Consider the following 20,127-nt stretch of genomic DNA (forward strand, 5'->3'; position numbering starts at 1 on the left):
GGAGCCCCTCGTGCCGACCGTGCCCCCGACCACCCACCCCACCGCGCAGCAGGCAGCGCCGCAGCAGGCGACTGCGCAGCGGGCGACTCTGCGGGATACCGCGTCGCAGGATCCAGCGCCGCAGGAGGCCGCCGTGCAGGACACCCCCGCCGCGCAGGCCGCCGCGCCCGTCATCCGGGTGAAGGACCTGTCCTTCCGCTACCCGGGCACGGACCGCGACACGCTGCGCAACGTCGATCTCACGATCGAGCGCGGGGACTTCGTGGCGGTGGTCGGGGGCAACGGGTCGGCCAAGACGACGCTGTGCAAGACCTTCAACGGGCTGGTCCCGCACTACTGGAGCGGCGACTTCGCCGGCAGCGTCCACGTGGGCGGCATCGACACGTGGGAGTCGTCCGTCGCGGAGCTGTCCGCCCGCGTGGGCTACGTCTACCAGGACTTCCAGAACCAGTTGGTCCGTCCCACGGTGCGCGACGAGGTCGCCTTCGGACCCCTCAACTTCGGCCACGCCGACTACCGCGAGCGCACGGACGAGGCGCTCGCCCAGCTGGGCATCGAGCACCTGCGCGACCAGTTCGTGTGGCAGCTGTCCGGCGGGCAGGCGCATCTGGTGGCGCTCGCCGCCGTGCTGGCGCTGCGGCCGGAGGTCATCGTCGTCGACGAGCCCGTCGCCGAGCTGGACCCCGCCCGCGCCGGCGAGATCTACCGCCGTCTGCGCGACCTCAACGAGCGCGAAGGCCTCACCGTCATCACGATCGAGCACCACGCGGACTTCATCGCCCAGTTCGCGAAGTCCGTCGTCCTCATGGCCGACGGCGCGCCTGTCTGGCACCTGCCCATCCAGGAGGCGATGGACCGGCACGCGGACCTGTCCAGCCACGGCGTGCCCGCCCCGGACGCCGTCGCCCTCACCGCGGCCGTGGGCGCACCCCACGTCGCCCTCGACGTGGACTCCGCGGTCCGGATCCTGCGCCCGGCCCTGCGCGAGCAGCAGGTGCCCGGTTCGGAACCGGTGCCTGCGGCAGCGGGAGCAGGCAACGACGGGCAGGTGCCCGGTCCCGATCCGGCGACGCCGGCCTCGGGCATGGTCGACACCGGTCCCGAGGCCGGGGAGACGGTCGCTGACACGGCACCTCCCGCGGTCGTCGCGTCGCTGCGCGGGGTGCACCACGGCTACCGGACGGTCGCCGGCGGTCTCTCGACCGTCCTGGACGGGCTGGACCTGGACCTGCACGCGGGGGAGAAGGTCGCGCTCGTGGGCACGAACGGCGCCGGCAAGACGACCCTCATGAAGCTGCTGACCGGACTCATCGTGCCGCGCGCCGGGACCGTGACCGTCGACGGGATCGATACGCGCAGCCGGTCAGCCGCGCGGTTGGCGGATCACGTGTCGTACATCTACCAGCATCCGCAGCAGATGTTCCTCAAGGACTCCGTGCGCGAGGACATCGCCCTCTTCCCGCGCGGGCGCAGGGTCGAGGACGCGGAGGCGATCGTCGACCGGGTGGTCGCGGAGGCGGGACTGTCCGCGCTGGCCGAGCGCGACGGGCGCAGCCTGTCCGGCGGCCAGCAGCGGCGGGCGACCCTGGGGATCGGACTGGCGATGCGGCCGCGGCTGCTCCTGCTGGACGAGCCGACGTCCAGCCTGGACATCCGGTCCCGCGACGACGTGACGACGATGCTCGAGTCCCTGTCCGGGACCGTGCAGTGCGCGGTCGTCGCGACGCACGACATGGAGCTCGTGGCGACGTGGGCGACCCGCGTCCTCGTCCTGGACCGGGGGCGGGTGCTGGCGGATGTCACCCCGCAGGAGCTGTTCTCCCGGCCGGAGCTCACGACGCAGACGCGGTTGGTGCCGCCGCAGGCAGCCCGCATCGGCCTGGAGCTGGGACTCGACCCGCTGCCGCTGACGGCTGAGGACCTGCGGGCTCGGCTGCGGACGATCGACGGGACCGTCGAGTCCGCCCGGGCTGATCATCTGAGTCGAACCGACGGCCTCGGCGCGACTGGGTTCGACACGACCGGGACGGGGGAGCGCTGATGGCGCGGAAGACACACGACGTGCTGAGCGTCGACTGGGTCCGGCTGGAACTGCTGCGGACCGCGTACTCGACGCGCGGCGGTCTGTTCAGCCGCATGGATCCGCGGATGGTGCTGGCCTGGTACCTCGTCATGGCGATCGCCCCGTGGTTCACCCACAGCACGGGCGTCCTCCTGGTGCTGTTCGTGCTGGGAGCGGCCTCCGTCGTGCTGGCGCGGGTGGGACCGCTGGTGCTGGGCCTGTTCCTCATCGGGCTGCTGGGCAACGTCGTGGGGCTGTTCGCCGCGTCGTTCCTGTTCGGCGGCGACCTGGGCACGCTCGTGGCGCTGGGCGAGCTCAACCTCAAGCTGGGTGCGGTGTCGATGGCGTCGATGGCGGCGTTCGTGTCGCTGGATCCGGAGAAGCTCTCCGATGCACTCCTGTGGTTCCGGGCGCCGGAGCTGCTGGCGTTCGGCGTGAGCTACGGGTACCGCATGCTGCCGATCCTGGTCGACGAGTACGTGACGGTCTTCGAGGGACAGCGGCTGCGGCACGCGCCGGTGGAGAAGCCCGGCTTCCTGGGTCTGCGGGTCGTGTGGCAGTGGTGCGTCCTGGCGGTGACCGCGTTCTACCCGATCATGCTCAACACCGCGAAGAACGTCCGCACGACCGTCGAAGCGCTGGAGACCCGCGGGTTCACCTACGGTGCGAAGAACGAGGCGGGGCGGACGCTGCGACTGGCGTACCTGCGGGTGTCCGCACTGGACGTGACGGTGGTCGTCGTGACGGTCCTGCTGGTGGCGGCCGCGTTCCTCGTGGGTCCCGGCGTCCCCGTCATCGGGTGATCTGACCGGGCCATGCAACGGTCATGCAACTCTTTCGCCCCGGTGACCGCCCTCCTAGTGTGAAGTCACACGTCTCAAGGAGGAGGAGTGCTATGACGACAATGGTCGACGAGACCCAGCGGACCGCGGACGACATCGCGACAGGGTGGCTGGAGGACTTCGAAGCGGCGCTGCGGGCGCAGGACATCGACGCGGCGGTGGACCTGTTCGCCACCACCAGCTACTGGCGGGACCTCGTGTCCTTCACGTGGAACCTCAGGACCGTCGAGGACCGCGACGGGGTCCGCGACCTGCTCACCCACACCCTCGAACGGGTCGCGCCCACCGACTTCGAGCTGAGCGAACCGGCCGCGACCGCGGACGGGGTGACCGAGGCCTGGTTCACCTTCGCGACCTCGGTGGGCCGGGGCACCGGCCTGGTCCGGCTCGTCGACGAGGACGGCACGAAGGCGTGGACTCTGCTGACGGCCCTGCAGGAACTGGACGGGCACGAGGAGCCCCGGGGGCCCAGGCGGATCAGCGGTGCGAAGCACGGCGTCGACCCCCAGCGGAAGAGCTGGTCGGAGAAGCGGGCGGAGGAGGACGCGGCCTGGGGCGACACGGCCCACCCGTACACCCTGGTGGTGGGCGGCGGGCAGGGCGGCATCGCACTGGGTGCGCGACTGCGGCAGCTGGGCGTGCCCGCTCTGGTCGTCGACCGGTGGGAGCGGCCCGGCGACCAGTGGCGGTCCCGGTACAAGTCGCTGTGCCTGCACGATCCCGTCTGGTACGACCACCTGCCCTACCTCAAGTTCCCGGACAACTGGCCGGTCTTCGCGCCCAAGGACAAGATCGCGGACTGGCTGGAGTCCTACACGAAGGTCATGGAGGTCCCGTACTGGTCGTCGACGACCGCGAGGAAGGCGACGTACGACGAGGCCGCCGGCCGGTGGACGGTCGAACTGGACCGCCACGGCGAGACGGTCACGCTGCATCCCACGCACCTTGTCATGGCCACGGGCATGTCCGGCAAGCCGATGATCCCCGACTTCCCCGGTGCGGACGTGTTCACGGGTGAGCAGCAGCACTCCTCGCAGCACCCGGGACCGGACGCGTATGCGGGCAAGAGGGTCGTCGTCATCGGCAGCAACAACTCCGCGTTCGACATCTGCGGGGCGCTGCACGAGGTGGGCGCGGACGTCACGATGGTCCAGCGCTCCAGCACGCACATCGTCAAGAGCGAGTCGCTCATGGAGATCGGGCTGGGCGACCTGTACTCGGAGCGGGCGCTTCAGAACGGGGTGACGACGGAGAAGGCGGACCTCATCTTCGCCTCCCTGCCGTACCGGATCATGCACGAGTTCCAGATCCCGCTCTATGACCGGATGAAGGAGCGGGACCGGGAGTTCTACCGGCGGATGACGGACGCGGGGTTCGACCTGGACTTCGGCGATGACGAGTCGGGCCTGTTCATGAAGTACCTGCGACGCGGCTCCGGCTACTACATCGACGTGGGTGCTGCCGACCTCATCGCCGATGGCAGCGTCGCGCTGGCGAAGGGGCAGGTCGACCACCTGACCGAGGACGCCGTCGTGCTGGAGGACGGCACGCGGCTGCCGGCGGACCTCGTCGTCTACGCGACGGGCTACGGGTCGATGAACGGGTGGGTCGCGGACCTCGTCGACCAGGAGACCGCGGACCGCGTGGGCAAGGTGTGGGGCCTGGGTTCCCAGACCACGAAGGACCCCGGGCCGTGGGAGGGCGAGCAGCGCAACATGTGGAAGCCCACCCAGCAGGAGAACCTGTGGTTCCACGGCGGGAACCTCCACCAGTCGCGCCACTACTCGCTCTACCTGGCCCTCCAGCTCAAGGCCCGCTACGAGGGCATCGACACCCCGGTCTACGGGCTGCAGGAGGTCCACCACCTGAGCTGAGCGGCTCGGGGCCGAGGCCGTGGCAGCGGGTGGTGCCGGGCCACGCTGGGCCGGCCGCGGCCTCGGCGGTGGAACTGTTGGTGACGGGTCCCGGGAACAGGCGGCTGCTCCCGGGACCCGGCCGTGTGCGCGGGTGGCTCAGCCTTCCGGCACGGCCTCGCTCATCGCGGAGATCTGGAAGGTCGCCCCGTGCGGATCCGCGACCGTCGCGATGCGGCCGAAGGGGGAGTCGACCGGCCCGTCCAGCAGCTGCCCGCCCAGGTCGACGACCTTCTGCGCGGCGGCATCGCACGATTCGACGGCCAGGTAGATGCGCCAGCCCGCGGCCTCCTCGGGCATGACGCCGGTCGCGTCGCCCAGCCCCCAGGTCGCGACGTCCTGCGTCCCATTCGTGGAGTAGCGGAAGCTGTCGTCGTCCATCTGCTCGGACATGGGCACCATCTGCGCGTCGAAGACTGCGGTGTAGAACTCGACGGCCCGGTCGTACTGGTGCGTCATGAGCTCGAACCAGACGGGGGAGCCGGGCTTGCCGGTGAAGTCGTACCCGGGGAGCTCGTTCGGCTCCCACACGTTGATCGGGGCGCCGGTGGGATCGATGAGCATGCCCATGCGACCGGCATCGCCGATCTGTTGCGGCTCCATCGGCAGCGTCGCGCCGTGCTGCTGCGCGCTCGCCAGGCGGGCGTCCAGATCGTCTGCCGTGAGATACACGTCCCAGCGAGCGGGGATCTCCCCGCCCTGAGGGCACGTCATCCCGGTGATGTCCATGGCGCCGCCCACCAGGTCATCGCCGTTGCGGATGATCGAGTACCCTCCGAACTCCTCGCCCTGCGACTCGAACGTCCAGCCGAAGAGCCCGGAGTAGAAGCGCTGCGTCTCGTCGAGGCCCTTCGACCCCAGATCGATCCAGGTGGTGGTTCCCGTGGTGCTGGCCATGATTCCTCCGTGAAGTGTGAGGTCCGGAACGGCATCTCCGCTCCAGTGGTTCCACTGTAGGAATGGGCGGTGGTCCCGTGTGTGTCCAAACTTGCTGAGGTGCTCACCGCGAGCAGAGGCTGGGCAGCGCGGTCAGCAGCGGAACGGGGCGCTGGGCGGACTGCGCGGAGGCGAAGGACAGCGTGACGCGGGAACCGGCGCGCAGCGGGCCGGGTGCCACGGCGACGGTGGGTTCCGTGGGCGCCAGCTGGTCCATCGCGTCCGCGTGCTGGGGCACCGCGAAGCCCAGCAGGTGCGGGGCGCCGGGGCACAGGGGCAGATCGATGGACGCCACTCCGGACACGAGGGTGCCGGACCGCGGCAGCCCGATGGGCGCCGGCTGCGGGAACCAGCCCACCCAGATGTGCGGGTCGCCGCGGACGCCCAGCGCGGCGGGCACGTCCAGGTCGACGCGCACGGAGCCCGCGGCCGGTCGCAGGAGGCTGAACGGCACGGGCGGGCGGTCGCTGATCCTGTCCGCCAGGCGGCGCAACCGCCCGGGCGCCACCCCCACGGTGGCGCTGAAACGACGGCTGAAGCTGGAGAGCGAGTCGAAGCCCACCGCGGAGGCCACGTCGATGACGGACTCCGTGTCCTCCAGCAGCAGCCGCTTTGCCCGGTCGATCCGCAGGGCGGTGAGGTAACGGCCCGGACCGATCCCCAGACGGTGGGTGAAGAGGCGCGAGAAGTGGAAGGGGCTGTACCCCACGTGGTCGGCCAGATCGGCCACGGTGAGGTCCTCGGGGCGGCTGCGCGCCAGCCCGAGGGCGGAGGTCAGCAGCGTGTCCGCAGTGGACATCGTCGCATTCGTGAGCCCGGTCACAGCCATGAGTGTAGTGGGTGCGGTGGTCCGAATGCAGTGCCGCGCCCGCACCTCCGTGCCGCAGCCACCGGTCGGAGGTGCTGATCAGGTGATCGTGAAGCCGCCGTCGACCGCGATCGTCTGTCCGGTGACGTACGCGCCGGCCGGCGACGCCAGCCACACGGCGGTCGCCGCCAGCTCCGCCGGGTCCCCGGCGCGGCCCAGCTGGACGCGCGGCATCTGCGAGTCGAGGTACCCCTCGTGGTACTGATCGGTCATCTCCGACTTGAAGAACCCCGGAGCGAGGGCGTTGACCCGGATGCCCTTGCGCGAACCCCACTGCTGGGCGAGATCGCGGGTGAGTCCGATGACTCCGGCCTTGCTCGATGCGTACGCCGCCTGGGGTAGCGAGGCGGTCGTGATGCCCAGCATGCTCGAGATGTTGATGATCGAGCTTCCCTCTCCCATCACCCGTCCGCATGCCTGCGCCATCCAGTACGAGCCGTTCAGGTTGATGTCGATGACGCGGCGGAACTCCTCCGGCGTCTCACGGGTGGCCGGCACCGCCGTGCCCACGCCCGCGTTGTTGATGAGCACATCGACGTGACCGAACTCCGCCACGGCCGCGTCGACCAGCTCCTGGCACTGCTGCGGATCGGCGACGTCGGTGGCGACCGTCAGGGCCCGGCGGCCGGTCTCCTCGACGAGGGCGGCGGTCTCCTGCAGGCGGTCGGTGCGGCGCGCCGCGAGCACGACGTCCGCTCCCGCCTCTGCGAAGGCGCGGGCGAATGCGACGCCCAGGCCGGCGGAGGCTCCGGTGACGATCGCCACCGTGCCGGACAGGTCGAACATATCGAGAACAGTCATGCGACCAGGACTTCCTTTCGTCGTGTGCAGCGGGCGTGCACGAGAAGGACGTGCCGTCAGCCTACCGGCCGGCTTTGGCCCGGTCCGGGCACGGAGGTCACGCGTCCCGCCGAATGTCGCCGCCTGGGCCGTGGGCGGGGCGGGTCACAGGTGCAGGGTCTCGCCGGTCCAGCCGCGTCGCAGCCAGCGGTCGTGCGAGGCGACGAGGACGGTGCCGGCGTGTTCGTGGATCGCGGCCTCCAGTTGGGTGACGAGGAGGAGGGACAGGTGGTTCGTGGGCTCGTCCAGCAACAGGATTTCCGGGGTGTTCGCCAGCACGACGGCCAGTTCGAGGCGCCGCTGCAGGCCCACGCTCAGACTGGCGACCGGCCGGTGCAGATCGCGCCCGGCCAGCAGACCGAAGTCCGTCACCGGAGTCCGCTGGGCGCGCGCGATGCCCACGAGGTCCTCGTACGCCTGCGCGACCGTGCGCTGCGGGCCACGCTTGCCTGGGTCGGGCAGGTCGACCTCCTGCGAGAGCAGCCCGATGCGCAGCCCCGGGGCGCGCTCGACGTGCCCGCTCGTGGGTTCCAGCCTGTCCGCTAGCACATGCAGCAGCGTCGACTTCCCGGCCCCGTTGGCGCCGGTGATGAGCCACTTCTCGCCCGCGCGCACCAGCAGATCAGTGGGAGCGAGCCTGCCCTTCACCCCCGCTCCCGAGGCCGTGAGGACGGTCGCAGTGCTGGTCGCCTGTCCTCCCGTGCCGGCGGGTGCGTCGGCGGACGCGCGACCGCTCCCGGCGGTCCCGGCCGCGGCGGCGGGTGGGCCGGCAGCGGTGGTCCGGGTGGCCTCGGCGGCGGGTGGGCCGGCGTCGGCCCGGGCGGCCTCGGCGGAGGTGTCTGCTGTGCCGGGCTGGAAGCCCGCGAACCGCAGCTCCTGCGGGGGCTTGCGGATCTGGTGCTCGTCCAGGTCCGCGAGGCGGTTGCGGGCGTCTTTGACGCGGCGGGAGACGACCTTCGCGTTGCGGTCGGCGTAGAACTTCTGGGCCATCCGCGACTCGGTGCGGGGCTTCCAATCGTGATGGCCGACAGTCTGGTTCTCGCCCACGGACCTGCGCAGGCGGGTCAGCTCCTCCTGCTCGTCCCGGTACTGGCGCTCCCACCGGGCGCGCTCGTCGCGGCGGGCGCGCAGATAGTCCGTGTAGGCACCGCTGAAGCGGGTCAGGCCGATCCCCGTCCCTGTGCCGTCCTCGATGAGGTCGCCCGCGACCGCGTGCGGGATCGGTGCCGGATCGAGGTCGAGCAGCGCTGTGACCGCCTCGTCAAGGAACGCCCGGTCGTGGCTGGTCAGCAGCACGGGACCGGGCCAGGAGGAGAGGACGTCGCGCAGGTGCGCGGTCGCGGAATCGTCCAGGTGGTTGGTGGGCTCGTCCAGGAGCAGGACATCCGGGGCGGAGAGCAGCAGCCACGCCAGCGACAGGCGCGAGGCCTGCCCGCCGGAGAGCTCCCGCGTGAGGCGGTCGCGGGGCAGGTCGGCCAGGCCCAGTCCGGCCAGGAGCGATTCGATGCGGGAGTCGATCTCCCAGACGCGCAGGTCCTGAGCGGTCTCGAGGGCGCGGGTGTAGGCGTGGAGGGTGGAGTCGTCCTGAGGGGAGTCCGCCAGTGCGGAGGCCGCCCGGTTGAGGTCGTGCTCCGCCTGACGGATCGGTGCGACGGCGGACTCGAGCGCCTGGGCGACCGTGTCCGTGGGCGGGAACGGCGGCTCCTGGTGGAGGAGCCCGACACGGGGGACCCGGCCGCCCGGAGCAGTCGCCCGCACCGTGCCCACATCCGGCTCCTGGAGGCCGGCGAGGATGCGCAGGAGGGTGGACTTCCCGGAGCCGTTCTCGCCGATGAGGCCCGCGCGCTCGCCGGCGGAGACGGTGAGGGAGACGTCGGTGAGGACGCGGCGGGCGCCGTAGGAGAGGGAGATCCCGTCGGCGCGCAGGTGGGCGGCGGAGGGTGCCCCGGTGGGTGCGGTGGGCGCGGGTGCGGTCGCAGCATCGGACGGCGCAGTCGCAGCAGGGGACTGCGCGGCGGAGTGCGGGGCAGGGGAGGGGATGGAAGAAGCGGGCACAGGGGTGTCCTCGAGTTCGGTCGGACTCCCGCGGGGCAGCGCCGCAGTCGCAGGAGGGGAACGAGGTCACTTCTTCACGCGCAACATCATACACGGCGGGCAGCGGCGATCGTCAGGATCAGAGACGCGAGGACGGCGGCTGCCGCGATCCACGGCAGTATCCCGACGCCGAACATGGCGACGAGGGCTCCGCCGCCGCCCGCACCCATCGCGATCCCCAGCTGCATCGTCGACTGGTTGAGACCGATGAGCATCGGCGCTGCAGACGGCTCGAGTGAGGAGACGCGCATCTGCTGCGGTGCGGCACTGCCCCAGGCTGCGAGGCTCCAGATGATGAGGATGGCGATGCTCCCGCCAACGGCTCCCGCGAACAGGGGCAGGGCGAGGAGCGCCAGGACGTGGACGGACTTGGTGACGACAAGTGCGACGTGGTGCCCGCGCCTATCTGTGTTCGCACCGCCCAGCTGGGTGCCGATCAGGCTTGCGAGACCGAAGAGGAAGAGGACGAGGGTGACGGTGTCACCGGTCGCGCCGACGGGCTCCAGCAGGTACGGGGTGAGGTAGGGCGTGTCTGACAAAGCCCGGGCCCAAGCGATAGCAGCGTGGATGAGGACGGCGGCGCGGTAGAGGATTCAGCCCGCGGTCGATTGGTCGAGTACGTAGATGGTGGTGCCGCCCGCGTCGCGGTAAGTCGCCATGAACCCGTCGGGGATCTCTGCGGGTGCTTGCAGGACTTCGAGCGCCGCCGGTCGGGCGTCATGGAACGTCTGCACGTTGTCCACCACGAGCATCGGCCCTGCGACTGCGGTCGGATCGTTCGAGTCGAGCATGATCTGCACTTTGCCTCCGGGAAGAGTGATGGCGGCGGTGCTGTCGCCTTCGCGCCAGACCTCCTCGAATCCGAGATCGCGATAAGTCGCGAGCGTGGCGTCAAGGTCGGTGGTCGGCAAGAAGAGGAGTTCGAGCTTCATGGGTCCATCACTTTCGCGTCGTAGCGGCTTTTCCTCAGAGCATAATGGCATTATGTGGTTATGCGCGAGTGGATTCCGATCTCAACTTCGCCGAAGGGGCGTCTGGCGCTCGCGGCGGTCAAAGAGTTCGGCGCACGCCCCTTTGGCGAAGTGACGGTCGGTGAGCTCGCCGCCGCGGCCGACGTGACCACCGGAGCGATCTACCATCACTTCGGCAGCAAGCTCGGCCTGTACGCCTTCGTTCGGCGCGACGTCGAACGAAGGCTGATCGACCGCATGGAGGGCGCTGCCGAGTTCGCGAGGCAGCACGCGGTGCGTGCCGCGCTGCAGGTCGGGTTCGATTTCGCAACCGGGCAAGGATTCCTACACCTGCTCGCCCAGCCGCCTCTCGGCGCTGAAGACGATCTGCTGGTGGAAATGCTCCACCGGCTCCTTGCGCCGCGCAAGGAGCCGGTGGGTCAGGTGCTCGCGGCTGGCTGGCGGGCGGCATTGCTCGCGGTGGCTGGTGGCGTATCCGTGAACGATGCCAGGGATGCGCTGTCGGCGCTGAACTACTAGGGCGCGGCTGACCGAGGGTGCGTCTGCGGACTGAGAGCCTTGAACACGTGTCACGGTTTCAGTCGCTCTCGGATGCTCAATGGTCGTTGATCGAGCCGATGTTGCCGAAGCCGACGGGCAGTCCAGGGCGGAGATTCTCGGATGCAAGGTCGATGGTCGAGGGCATCATCTACCGGTATCGGTGCGGGATCGCGTGGCGAGACTTGCCCGAGGTATTCGGGCCGTGGCAGACGGTGTGGGGGCCTACCCCCGGTTCTTGGACACGGGGGTTGTTTACGCTGCGAGCGCCAGCGTAGCGGTGTAGGCGCGCTCGTAGGCGTTCGGGGAGAGGTAGCGGCACCAGGAATGGCGGCGCTTGGTGTTGTAGCGGGTCAGCCATCGGAACATCTTGCGGCGGCAGGACAGCTCGTCGGTGAAGCACGCGGCGTCCCGGAGAACCTCGCGCTTCAGCGTCGCGTTGAATGACTCTGCCATCGCGTTGTCGGCGCTGGTGCCGACGGCTCCCATCGACTGGATGACGCCGAGTTGCTGGCAGAGCTCGGCGTAGGCTTTGGAGGTGTAGACCGACCCGTGGTCGCTGTGGAAGATCGCTCCTGCCAGAGATCCACGGGTCGCGGCGGCGGCCTTGAGCGCGTCGGCGACGAGGTCGGTGCGCATGTGATCGGCGATGGCCCATCCCACCAGACGGCGGCTGTAGCAGTCGATCACGGTCGCCAGATATAGGTTCCCGCCGCCACTGGCCTCGGACAGCGGCAGGTAGGTGATGTCGCCGACGTAGCGCTGGTTCGGCGCCTCGGCGGTGAAATCCCGTTTCAGCAGGTCAGGAACGACCTGGTCGGCCGGTTCGGGCACCGTCGTGCGGTGCTTGCGCTTCTTGACGTACCCGCTGAGTCCGGCCTCCCGCATCACGCGGGCGACCCGCTTGTGGTTGACGCGGTCCTCGGGCGCGGCCCCGTCGTTGAGCTCGGCCGTGATCCGCGGGACGCCTTGGGCATCGTCCTCCGCGTGGATGATGCGGATCCGCTCGAGCAGCTCGCCATCGGAAGCGGCCCGCGCGGACCGAGCTGGGGTGCCTGTCTGCCAGGCGTAGTAGGAGGAGCGCTCGATCTCGACGAGCTCGCACAGTCGCTTCACCGGGTAGGTGGTGGAGTTCTCGGCGACGAACTGGAAGCGACTCACCAGCGCGTCTCCCCGGCGAAATACTTCGCGGCCTTCTGGAGGATCTCCCGCTCTGTGGTGAGCTTCGTCGTCTCGGCTCTCAGCTGGGCGTTCTCCGCCTCCAGCCGTGCCACGCGCTGCTCGAGCGGCTCATCAGGATCCGATGTGGAAGCCGTCGGCGCGGACCGCAACGGGCTGTCTGTCAGCGTGCCGTCAGCCGCCGTTTTCTTCCCGGTCCCGTGAGTCTCCAGCCACTGCCGCAGCGTTCCCCGGACGATCCCGAGGTCCTCCGCGATACCGCGGAGCGTCGCTCCCGGAGTCGACTCATACAGGTCGACCGCCTGCCGGCGGAACTCCTCGGAGTAGTTCTTTCTGGCCATGGTTCATAATCTCGCTTCCCCAGCCAATGCTGGAATCAGCGTGTCCACGAACAAGGGTCAGGCCCCGTGGACCTGGCATCACCGCCTCGCTGCGGAGGGAGTCTGGGACACGATCGTGTCCGCGCTGATCGCGCAGGCCGATGCTGAGGGCTTGGTCGATTGGTCGGTATCGGTGGATTCGACAATCGCTCGCGCGCATCAGCACGCGACGAACACCACCCGTCTCACGGGGGCTGGATCGAATTACACAATTCCGGCCGTCGAGCCGCCTGATCACGGCATCGGCCGCTCACGAGGAGGCCTGTCCACGAAGATCCATCAGCTCGTCGATGGCAACGGGCTGCCGCTGGTGACGCTGATCACTCCGGGGCAGGCCGGCGACTCGCCGATGCTACTTCCCCTGCTCGAGCAGCTACGCGTGAAGCGTGATAATGGCCGGCCCCGCACCCGGCCGGACGCAATTCGCGGCGATAGAGCATACTCGTCACGCGCGATCCGCTCGCACCTGCGCGGACGCGGCATCAAGGCCGTGATCCCGGAACCGCGCGACCAGCAGGGGCACCGCAGGAGGCGCGGCTCACACGGCGGCAGGCCCGTCGGACTCGACGTCACCGATTATAGAAACCGCAACGTGATCGAGCGCCGCTTCTGCCATACCAAGCAATGGCGCGGCCTCGCCACCCGCTACGACAAACACGCGATCGTCTACCGCGCCGCCGTCCTCATCCATGCCGCCGTCGCCTGGGCTCGGGCTTTGTCAGACACACCCTAGACGAAGGCCTTTCCGCGATGTAGCGCTCCGCCTTCGTCCAGGCGCTCTGTAGATCAGCGGTGACGGCGCGTGCAGTTCGCGGCATCTTTCGATGGTCGAGCTGGACCTGTCGGAAGAGCAGGCTCTGCGGCTCTCGTAGGGTGGAGACCCACATGTCGTACGTCCAGCCGCGGTTCTGCCAGGACATCGCAGTGGAGATCAAGGCGCTGAATACGGAGCGGCTGCCGCCCTGCTTCAAACGTTCCTTGCTTACTCCGTCGCGAATCAGGTCTACGCCCCGTGCGCGTTGCTTCGTCACGTCACTCACTCTCACCGTCGTCGATGGGGAGGAGCGCCCTCAGAAGGGAATGCCTTGGAGTCATGCCGCCACCTGCCGCTCGCGGGTCACGGCGGCCTGGGAGAGCAGCGCGCGCAGCTCCTGAAGCTGGTCGTCGTTTAGCTCCGGCCAGGTCGCTGCCTCGGCCTCGGCCGCTTTGCGGATGGCGGTTCGGCTCTGCTCATCCATGTCGGCCACGCTTCGATGCGGTGAGGGCTTTCTCGTCAATCGCGCTGATGAGCGCGGCATGACTCTCATGGTCCAGGTCGCCTGGAATCGCATCAACTGCGTCGATCGCGCGTGCTACTGCGAACTTGATGCGCAGAGTCTTGACTGTCGACTCGCTGTCGCCGTTCTTTACGGCATTTGCGAGTTTTGACTGCGCGATTCGAGAAGAAGGAGAAGACATGAGATGTGCACTTTCCGCCTCTGTTGAAATAGAGGCATAGGGCATGTTTCATGCAGGCCCAGAGGGCCTGCAAGCTCTCTCCTTCTTGCCCTCTCAGGTTACCTCGTCCCGAGGGGTGGAGCAAGCATCACTCCTGGTCAGAGGCTTGCTTTCGTCGGTGTTGGGGTGTGTTACTTTCGAATTCACCAGGGCTTTTACGGCTCCAATGAAGCGCAAAAATATACGCGGCACGCGCCGTTGCGTGTCGCAGCTGAAGCTCGGGTGAGGCTCCTCGGTATCAGGCCTGCGCTCTCGGTGTGATCGTCACGGTGCTGGGATTGAATCCCTTCCGCCCTCGAGGGTGCGCGTGTACGTGCACCGTGCAAAGTGCTCGAATCACCGATCGTCGAGTGCCAAGGTCGGCATCATCAAATGCCGCAACTGGATCGGTTGCGTCAAGGACGGTGCTGAGTCCGGTCCCCGCTGATAGACGGGACCTCTCGGCGTCGAGCGCGGCGATGGCCGCCTCGGCTTTGTCGCGGATGCGCTTGAGGTCGCGCCCCTCGATGATCTCCGCGTCGTAGTCGGACTGCGCTCTGGCGATCCGGCCCCGATGCATCGTGATCTCGTCGGAGATGCCCCGAAGGCGCGGGTTGTCCGGCGTTGCGACGACGCCACTGAGGTCCGGTCGTGCAAGGCGCGCGCGGATCGTCTCGACGACATACGTATTGATGTGCTCGCGCAACCGCATCACATGGCCCTCGCACCGGTATCGCAGGCCGTGTGCACGCATTGGCTTGCCGCATACCTCCCCGGTGGCCGGGTCTTCCCAGCCGCAGAGGTACAGGCCCGACCCGAGGTGGCGGCGGTCAGTGCCGGCTCGGTTCGTCACCCGGCTTGGATCGTCGAGACGGTCTTGAACTGCCCACCAGGTGGCCTCTGGGACTCAGGGGTCCCACTGACTGCGCACGGGCTCGCCAGTGTCGGTGCGCAAGATGGTGCCGCGCCATGAGCGTCGCTTCCCGCCGTCGGGCTTCACAGAGGCCGGCGAGTACGTCGAGTAGCCGGCATATCGCGCGTTTCGAAGGATCCCGAGGATGGTCGATGGGGGCCAGTCTCCATCATCTGGTACGGGTCGTGGAGGCAGTCCGTCCGCGGCTCGCTTCTCATTGCGCTCTAGAGCGAGGGTTCGGGCGTGGCGGGGGAGTGGCGGCACGCTGGAGATGTCGGGGCCGGTCTTGCCGGAGAGCGCCGCTGCGATCGCTCGTAGGGAGGCTCCGGCAGTGAATGCCTGATAGATGGCCGCGACTGCCTGCGCCTCATGGGCGATGACCTCTCCCTTGAGGGTGTAGCCAAGTGGGCGTACCCCTTTCGGGGGACGTCCCTGCTCTGCACGCTGCCGTTGGGCACGACTTTGTCTTTCGCCTTTGACCGCGATCTCGCTGCGTGCGATCGCTGAGAAGAGGTCTGCGCTGAGGCGCCCCGCCGCGGTGGTGCAGTCGATGTCGGAGCCCTTGACAAAGGTCAGGAGTATCTCGTGACGCTGCGCTGTCTCGATGACGCGCACCCCGTCCGCACGGTTCCGTTCCAGGCGGGGCCATTCCTGTGCGACGACGACGTCGATCAACCCTCGCTCGATGTCGGCGAGCAGGCGTTCGAAGGCGGGGCGCTTCGTGCCCGTGCCGGAGAAGTCGTTGTCCTCGTAGACCCCTGCTGGAGTCCACCCTCTAGCCTTGATGAGCGCCTCGTCGTCCTCCCTGTGGCGGTCCACACCCAGGCGACGGTTCTCGCGATCCTGAGAAATCCGCGGGTAGACGGCGGCCCGTCGCGGCTCGGTGCTCATGGGGTCAGCCTACGTCGGAGATTATTCGGCTACGGAACGTGGTGGATTTTCGGTCTAACGTCTGTGGTCGTCCTTCGTGCGGATCGCGGACCGAATATCCACGGGGCTCGGTTGTGTAGGAGGGCGAGTGCGGGTACCTTATGAAAGGAAACCATTTCGTATCGAAAGGACGGGGCATCGTCATGACAGAGGGCTCAGGTGGACTCGGAGGATCGTCAGGTCGCCCTGTCAATGCTGAACTGACGCCGGCGATCATGGAGGCGGTGCTGTCTCTGCTCGCGGACGAGGGCTACGCCCGGCTGACCACCGCTGCGGTCGCGAAGCGGGCCGGGGTGTCCACAGCGACGCTGTACCGCCGATGGCCCTCCAAGCGGGAGCTCCTGCTGGCCGCGGCTGGTCAGATCGGCGAGGCCGAGGCGGACGACGTCGACACCGGCACAGTGGAGGGAGACCTGCGCGCGCTGCTGGCCCATAAGCGTGCTGTGCTCTCCGGCAGGATCGGCGCGACACTCGTCGCGCTCGTCGGCGAGTCGGCGCATGACCGAGAACTCGCCGCGATCGTGCACGCCAGCATCCTCGAACCGACGCGGGAGCACCTGGAGGCGATCTTCGACCGTGCTGCCGCACGGGGCGAGGCCGTGGGAGCCGATGCCGCATCCGCGGCGCACCTGGTCGTGGGGACGGTCTTGGCCCGCGTCGCTTTCGCGGAAGGCGCAGGACACGACGACCTTCTGCCGGGCAGCGACGTGACACTCCTGATCCAGGCCATCGCCGGTGACACCGCCCAACCGGGTCCCGGCGGAAGGGCCCGGAGGCGATGACGATGGAGCAGACCGTGGTGATGACCGGAGCGAGCCGCGGGATCGGCCGCACGGCGGCGCGCCGCCTGCTCGCCGGTCGCCCGCAGGCGCATCTGGTGCTGCTGAGCCGTACCGTCCCGCAGGCACTGGTCGACGAGTTGCGAGCAGCCGGCGGGTCGGTGACTGTCATCCGCGCCGACCTGTCCTCTCTGCGCAGCGTGAGCGAGGCGGCTGACGAGGTGGTGGAGCTGGTGCATCCCGGCCGCCTGCCACCGATCGGAGCGCTGGTCTGCAACGCCGGGGTGCAGCTGACGAACGCACTGACCGAGACCGTGGACGGCTTCGAGGCGACCTTCGCGGTCAACGTCCTGGCCAACCACGTCCTGCTGCGGAGGCTCCAGGGGCACCTGCCTCCCAGCGCGCGGGTCGTAGTGACGGTCAGCGACACGCACTTCGGCGACCTGAGGCACAACCTCGGCATGGTGCCGGGCCCGCAGTGGCACCCGGTAGAGACCCTGGCCCGGGCCGCAGCGTTCCCCGACCCGAGCGGCAGCACAGCGGGGCGGGCCGCCTACTCGACCAGCAAGCTCGCCGCCATCTACCTCGTCCACGAATACGCGCGCCGACTCCCGACCGGCTTGACGATCACCTCGTTCAACCCGGGCTTCGTGCCCGGCACCGACCTCGCACGCGATGCCGATGCCATCTCCCGGTTCGCCATGCGACGGGTCATGCCCCTGCTGACGCTCACTCCGCTGGCGACCTCCCCCAGCCTGGCAGGGCGGTTCCTGGCCGACGCGGTACTCGGCACCGTCTCGGCCTCGACCGGCGCGTACATCGACCGCGACCGAGTGGCTGCATCATCGCCGGCGTCCTATGACCGGCAGCGCGAGCGTGAAGCCTGGGAGGCGGTCGAAGCGCTCACAGCCCGGTTCCTCCCCTCCGCTGCTGACCCGAATCCAGGAAGGGAGAACCGATGAGAACGATCGTCATCACCGGAGCCAGTGACGGCATCGGCGCGGCAGCCAGCCGACAGCTCGCGGAGACCGGCGCACGGCTGATCATCGTAGGGCGTTCGCCGGAGAAGACCAGCTCGGTCGCCGCCGCCACCGGTGCCGAGCACTATGTCGCCGACTTCGCCAGGCTCGACGACGTACGCCGCCTCGCCGGCGAGCTGAATGAGGTCTGCGAGCGGATCGACGTGCTGGCAAACAACGCGGGCGGCATGTTCTCCGGACCGACAGTCACCCAGGACGGCTTCGAGAAGACCTTCCAGGTCAATCACCTCGCCCCTTACCTCCTCACGCACCTGCTGATCGACAAGTTGATCGGCAGCCGCTCGGCCGTGGTCAACACCTCCAGCATCGGCGCGAGACTGTTCGGCCACATCGACCTCGAGGACCTGAACAACTGGGCGGGGTTCTCACCGAACAAGGCCTATGGCGACGCCAAGCTCGCAAACATCCTGTTCACCAAGGAACTGCACGAGCGCTTCCACGGCCGAGGCCTCTCCTCAGTCGCATTCCATCCTGGCAATGTCGCGACGAACTTCGCCTCGGACACAGACAGCTACTTCCAACGCGTCTACCACGGCGCGCTCAGGGCGTTCCTGATCTCCCCAGAGCAGGGAGGAGCACGCCTGCGGCACTTCATCGAGGGTCAACCGGGCCGGGCGTGGACATCGGGGGAGTACTACGGTGCACCGGGCCGAATCGGCCGCACGAACAGGCAGGCCTACGACGCCGGTATCGCGGTTGAGCACTGGCGGCGAAGCGCGGCCATGCTCAGCATCGACTGGTGACGAGCATGCGCCCACAACCCCTCGGCTGCAAGTGAGCGGTCTCCGTGACCTTGATCCCTGATCGGAACCAGATGGTTGTACGTACCGGAACGCGGTGGAGTTTAGGTTCAACGTGTGATCGACGGCCGACTACCGGGCACGCTGGACTTCAGTTCATCTGTGGTCGAGTGGCCCAGGCGTTGACATTGCATTGCTGCTCGGTGTGGTCGCCCGCAGCCACGACTGTTCCGTCGGCGCGCAGCCCAAGCGAGTGTCTCGCTCCGGCTGCGATCGCTGTGATGCCGGTCCATGACTGGACATCGCACTGGCCGAACTGGTTGTCGCCCGTTCCGAAGACCCTTCCGGTCTGGCTCAGCGCGAGCGTATGGACGGAGCCGGCCGCCACTGAGGTGATGCTTCTCCACGATGACACCTCGCACTGGCCTCTGCTGTCGTCGCCGACGGCGACGACGGTGCCGTCTTCGTGTAAGCCGACGGTGTGCAGGTAGCCGGCAGAGACCCCGGACACGTGTGTCCACCGGGCGACGTCGGTCTGCCCTCGCTGATTGTTGCCAGTTGCGAGGGCTGTGCCGTCGCGTCGAACTGCGACTGTGTGCCAGTCGCCGCACGCGATCGCGACGATCCCGCTCCACAACTGCACGTCACACTGTCCTTCCGCGGTGCGACCGGTGGCGACGACCGATCCGTCGGCACGTAGCCCCACGGTGGTCCTCCAGCCGGCGGCTATTGCCGTGATCTCGCGCCACTGCGTGACGGCGGTCTGCCCGGCGTCGCTCCAGCCGGTAGCAAGTGCAGTCCCATCGGCTCGGAGCCCCACTGTGTGAGACTTGCCGGTATTGCGGGCCGTGTGGACGCTGCCAGCGGCTACGGCGATGACGTCGGACCAGGGTAGGACGTCACACTCGCCGGCTTGATTGTTGCCAGTGGCAATCACGGTCCCGTCCTCGCGTCGCAGCACTGAGTGCCGGTTCCCGGCCGCGAGTACGGTGCGCACGTGGACCTCCTCCGCGGTTCTCGTCGCCACCTGATCGTAGGCCGTCATACCAGTCGTCGCGGCAACGCCCGTCTCGTGGCCCCAGCGCGACGTGGCAAGGTTACCGACCTCGGAACTCGGACGAGCTCCAGCACTCCCGCGACCGTAGTGACAGCTCTGGTGCTCGCAGTCGTTCGAGAGCTTGTGATCGTCCCGATCTCCCACATGGGAGCGCCGGAGGGACGGTGAGCGAGCACCGACCTATGGACATAGCTCTCCAAAGGTTACTCGGCTACGGAATGCGGTCGAGTTCCGGTTTAACGTCTAACGATAGTGACGTCTTGCATTATGGGTAAGACGCTGGACGCGTGATCCGATGCTTCGGCGACCGTGACACGGAACTGGTCTGGCTTCGTGAATCGGCGCGAAGAATCGATCCACGGATCCACAAGGCGGCGAACAGGAAACTGCGCCAACTGGATGCTGCGACCTCGCTCAACTCACTTCGGGTTCCGCCAGGAAACCGGCTCGAGGCATTGAAGGGTGAACGTAAAGGCCAACACAGCATCCGGGTCAACGACCAATGGCGCATCTGCTTCGTGTGGACCGACGCGGGCCCGGAGAATGTGATCATCGAGGACCACCACTGAG

General features: G+C 68.3%; 20 protein-coding genes and 2 pseudogenes. 10 read left to right on the forward strand and 12 right to left on the reverse strand.

Going from position 1 to position 20,127, the window contains the following annotated elements; all coding sequences use genetic code 11:
* The first annotated feature begins 10 nt into the window (after nt 1-10).
* From MTQ12_RS06005 to MTQ12_RS06015, 3 genes are all read left to right on the forward strand, one after another.
* On the forward strand, nt 11-2,041 hold the full coding sequence (locus MTQ12_RS06005; protein ID WP_137319292.1) for an ABC transporter ATP-binding protein: 2,031 nt from the start codon (nt 11-13) through the stop codon (nt 2,039-2,041).
* The gene (locus tag MTQ12_RS06010; RefSeq protein ID WP_137319293.1) at nt 2,041-2,865 is read left to right on the forward strand and encodes an energy-coupling factor transporter transmembrane component T; all 825 of its coding nucleotides are present in this window, start codon (nt 2,041-2,043) and stop codon (nt 2,863-2,865) included. Before MTQ12_RS06005 ends, MTQ12_RS06010 begins: the two co-directional genes overlap by 1 nt.
* A gap of 92 nt (nt 2,866-2,957) precedes the next feature.
* Nucleotides 2,958-4,778 carry an NAD(P)/FAD-dependent oxidoreductase gene (locus MTQ12_RS06015; protein WP_247425060.1) on the forward strand — a complete coding sequence of 607 codons (1,821 nt, stop codon included), beginning with the start codon at nt 2,958-2,960 and terminating at the stop codon, nt 4,776-4,778.
* A gap of 138 nt (nt 4,779-4,916) precedes the next feature.
* On the opposite strand, the gene MTQ12_RS06020 is transcribed toward MTQ12_RS06015, so the two are convergent.
* The 6 genes from MTQ12_RS06020 to MTQ12_RS06045 all read right to left on the reverse strand — a co-directional run bounded on the left by MTQ12_RS06020 (nt 4,917) and on the right by MTQ12_RS06045 (nt 10,487).
* Complete coding sequence (locus tag MTQ12_RS06020) at nt 4,917-5,714, reverse strand: VOC family protein (RefSeq protein ID WP_247425063.1); 798 nt, start codon at nt 5,712-5,714, stop codon at nt 4,917-4,919.
* Nucleotides 5,715-5,817: 103 nt separating this feature from the next.
* Nucleotides 5,818-6,576: a helix-turn-helix transcriptional regulator gene (locus MTQ12_RS06025; protein ID WP_247425065.1), complete on the reverse strand. Its 759-nt coding sequence runs from the start codon at nt 6,574-6,576 to the stop codon at nt 5,818-5,820.
* Nucleotides 6,577-6,660: 84 nt separating this feature from the next.
* Nucleotides 6,661-7,422, reverse strand: a complete 762-nt coding sequence (locus MTQ12_RS06030) for a glucose 1-dehydrogenase (protein ID WP_247425068.1) — start codon at nt 7,420-7,422, stop codon at nt 6,661-6,663.
* Between the two features lie 144 nt (nt 7,423-7,566).
* Entirely contained in the window at nt 7,567-9,516 is a 1,950-nt protein-coding gene (locus MTQ12_RS06035) for an ABC-F family ATP-binding cassette domain-containing protein (RefSeq protein WP_247425070.1), read from the reverse strand.
* 86 nt (nt 9,517-9,602) lie between these two features.
* Complete coding sequence (locus MTQ12_RS06040) at nt 9,603-10,094, reverse strand: hypothetical protein (protein ID WP_247425072.1); 492 nt, start codon at nt 10,092-10,094, stop codon at nt 9,603-9,605.
* A gap of 54 nt (nt 10,095-10,148) precedes the next feature.
* The gene (locus tag MTQ12_RS06045; protein WP_247425074.1) at nt 10,149-10,487 is read right to left on the reverse strand and encodes a VOC family protein; all 339 of its coding nucleotides are present in this window, start codon (nt 10,485-10,487) and stop codon (nt 10,149-10,151) included.
* A gap of 60 nt (nt 10,488-10,547) precedes the next feature.
* Between MTQ12_RS06045 and MTQ12_RS06050 the strand changes: the two genes are divergently transcribed.
* Nucleotides 10,548-11,045 (forward strand): TetR/AcrR family transcriptional regulator, encoded by a 498-nt coding sequence (locus tag MTQ12_RS06050; RefSeq protein ID WP_247425077.1) that lies wholly within the window; start codon nt 10,548-10,550, stop codon nt 11,043-11,045.
* A gap of 47 nt (nt 11,046-11,092) precedes the next feature.
* Nucleotides 11,093-11,284 (forward strand): annotated as a pseudogene (locus tag MTQ12_RS06055) (transposase); the annotation flags it as partial.
* 34 nt (nt 11,285-11,318) lie between these two features.
* Here MTQ12_RS06055 and MTQ12_RS06060 read toward each other — a convergent pair.
* Nucleotides 11,319-12,583 (reverse strand): IS3 family transposase gene (locus MTQ12_RS06060; RefSeq protein WP_247425079.1). Its coding sequence is split into 2 segments (ribosomal slippage): nt 11,319-12,235 and nt 12,235-12,583, totalling 1,266 coding nucleotides; the frame shifts between segments, so codons are not numbered across the junction.
* A 67-nt stretch (nt 12,584-12,650) separates the two neighbouring features.
* On the opposite strand from MTQ12_RS06060, the pseudogene MTQ12_RS06065 reads away from it, so the two are divergent.
* Nucleotides 12,651-13,355 (forward strand): annotated as a pseudogene (locus MTQ12_RS06065) (IS5 family transposase); the annotation flags it as partial.
* Between the two features lie 358 nt (nt 13,356-13,713).
* Here MTQ12_RS06065 and MTQ12_RS06070 read toward each other — a convergent pair.
* From MTQ12_RS06070 to MTQ12_RS06085, 4 genes are all read right to left on the reverse strand, one after another.
* Nucleotides 13,714-13,860: a hypothetical protein gene (locus MTQ12_RS06070; RefSeq protein WP_247425081.1), complete on the reverse strand. Its 147-nt coding sequence runs from the start codon at nt 13,858-13,860 to the stop codon at nt 13,714-13,716.
* On the reverse strand, nt 13,853-14,125 hold the full coding sequence (locus tag MTQ12_RS06075) for a hypothetical protein (protein ID WP_247425084.1): 273 nt from the start codon (nt 14,123-14,125) through the stop codon (nt 13,853-13,855). Before MTQ12_RS06075 ends, MTQ12_RS06070 begins: the two co-directional genes overlap by 8 nt.
* A gap of 232 nt (nt 14,126-14,357) precedes the next feature.
* A complete protein-coding gene (locus tag MTQ12_RS06080; RefSeq protein WP_247425088.1) occupies nt 14,358-14,804 on the reverse strand; it encodes a hypothetical protein in 447 nt (148 codons plus the stop codon).
* A gap of 201 nt (nt 14,805-15,005) precedes the next feature.
* On the reverse strand, nt 15,006-15,902 hold the full coding sequence (locus MTQ12_RS06085; protein ID WP_247425091.1) for a recombinase family protein: 897 nt from the start codon (nt 15,900-15,902) through the stop codon (nt 15,006-15,008).
* A gap of 254 nt (nt 15,903-16,156) precedes the next feature.
* Between MTQ12_RS06085 and MTQ12_RS06090 the strand changes: the two genes are divergently transcribed.
* Genes MTQ12_RS06090 through MTQ12_RS06100 form a run of 3 tightly spaced genes read left to right on the forward strand, consistent with a single transcriptional unit; the run spans nt 16,157 to nt 18,503 of the window.
* Entirely contained in the window at nt 16,157-16,723 is a 567-nt protein-coding gene (locus tag MTQ12_RS06090; RefSeq protein WP_247425095.1) for a TetR/AcrR family transcriptional regulator, read from the forward strand.
* 2 nt (nt 16,724-16,725) lie between these two features.
* The gene (locus MTQ12_RS06095) at nt 16,726-17,682 is read left to right on the forward strand and encodes an SDR family NAD(P)-dependent oxidoreductase (RefSeq protein ID WP_247425098.1); all 957 of its coding nucleotides are present in this window, start codon (nt 16,726-16,728) and stop codon (nt 17,680-17,682) included.
* Nucleotides 17,679-18,503: an SDR family NAD(P)-dependent oxidoreductase gene (locus MTQ12_RS06100; RefSeq protein WP_247425103.1), complete on the forward strand. Its 825-nt coding sequence runs from the start codon at nt 17,679-17,681 to the stop codon at nt 18,501-18,503. Before MTQ12_RS06095 ends, MTQ12_RS06100 begins: the two co-directional genes overlap by 4 nt.
* Before the next feature lie 148 nt (nt 18,504-18,651).
* Here the strand turns inward: MTQ12_RS06100 and MTQ12_RS06105 are convergent, their stop codons facing one another.
* Nucleotides 18,652-19,497 (reverse strand): chromosome condensation regulator, encoded by an 846-nt coding sequence (locus MTQ12_RS06105; protein WP_247425107.1) that lies wholly within the window; start codon nt 19,495-19,497, stop codon nt 18,652-18,654.
* A gap of 347 nt (nt 19,498-19,844) precedes the next feature.
* Between MTQ12_RS06105 and MTQ12_RS06110 the strand changes: the two genes are divergently transcribed.
* The gene (locus MTQ12_RS06110; RefSeq protein ID WP_247425111.1) at nt 19,845-20,126 is read left to right on the forward strand and encodes a type II toxin-antitoxin system RelE/ParE family toxin; all 282 of its coding nucleotides are present in this window, start codon (nt 19,845-19,847) and stop codon (nt 20,124-20,126) included.
* Nucleotide 20,127 lies beyond the last annotated feature (1 nt).

The organism is Brevibacterium sp. R8603A2, assembly GCF_023072605.1.
GTDB lineage: Bacteria > Actinomycetota > Actinomycetes > Actinomycetales > Brevibacteriaceae > Brevibacterium > Brevibacterium pityocampae.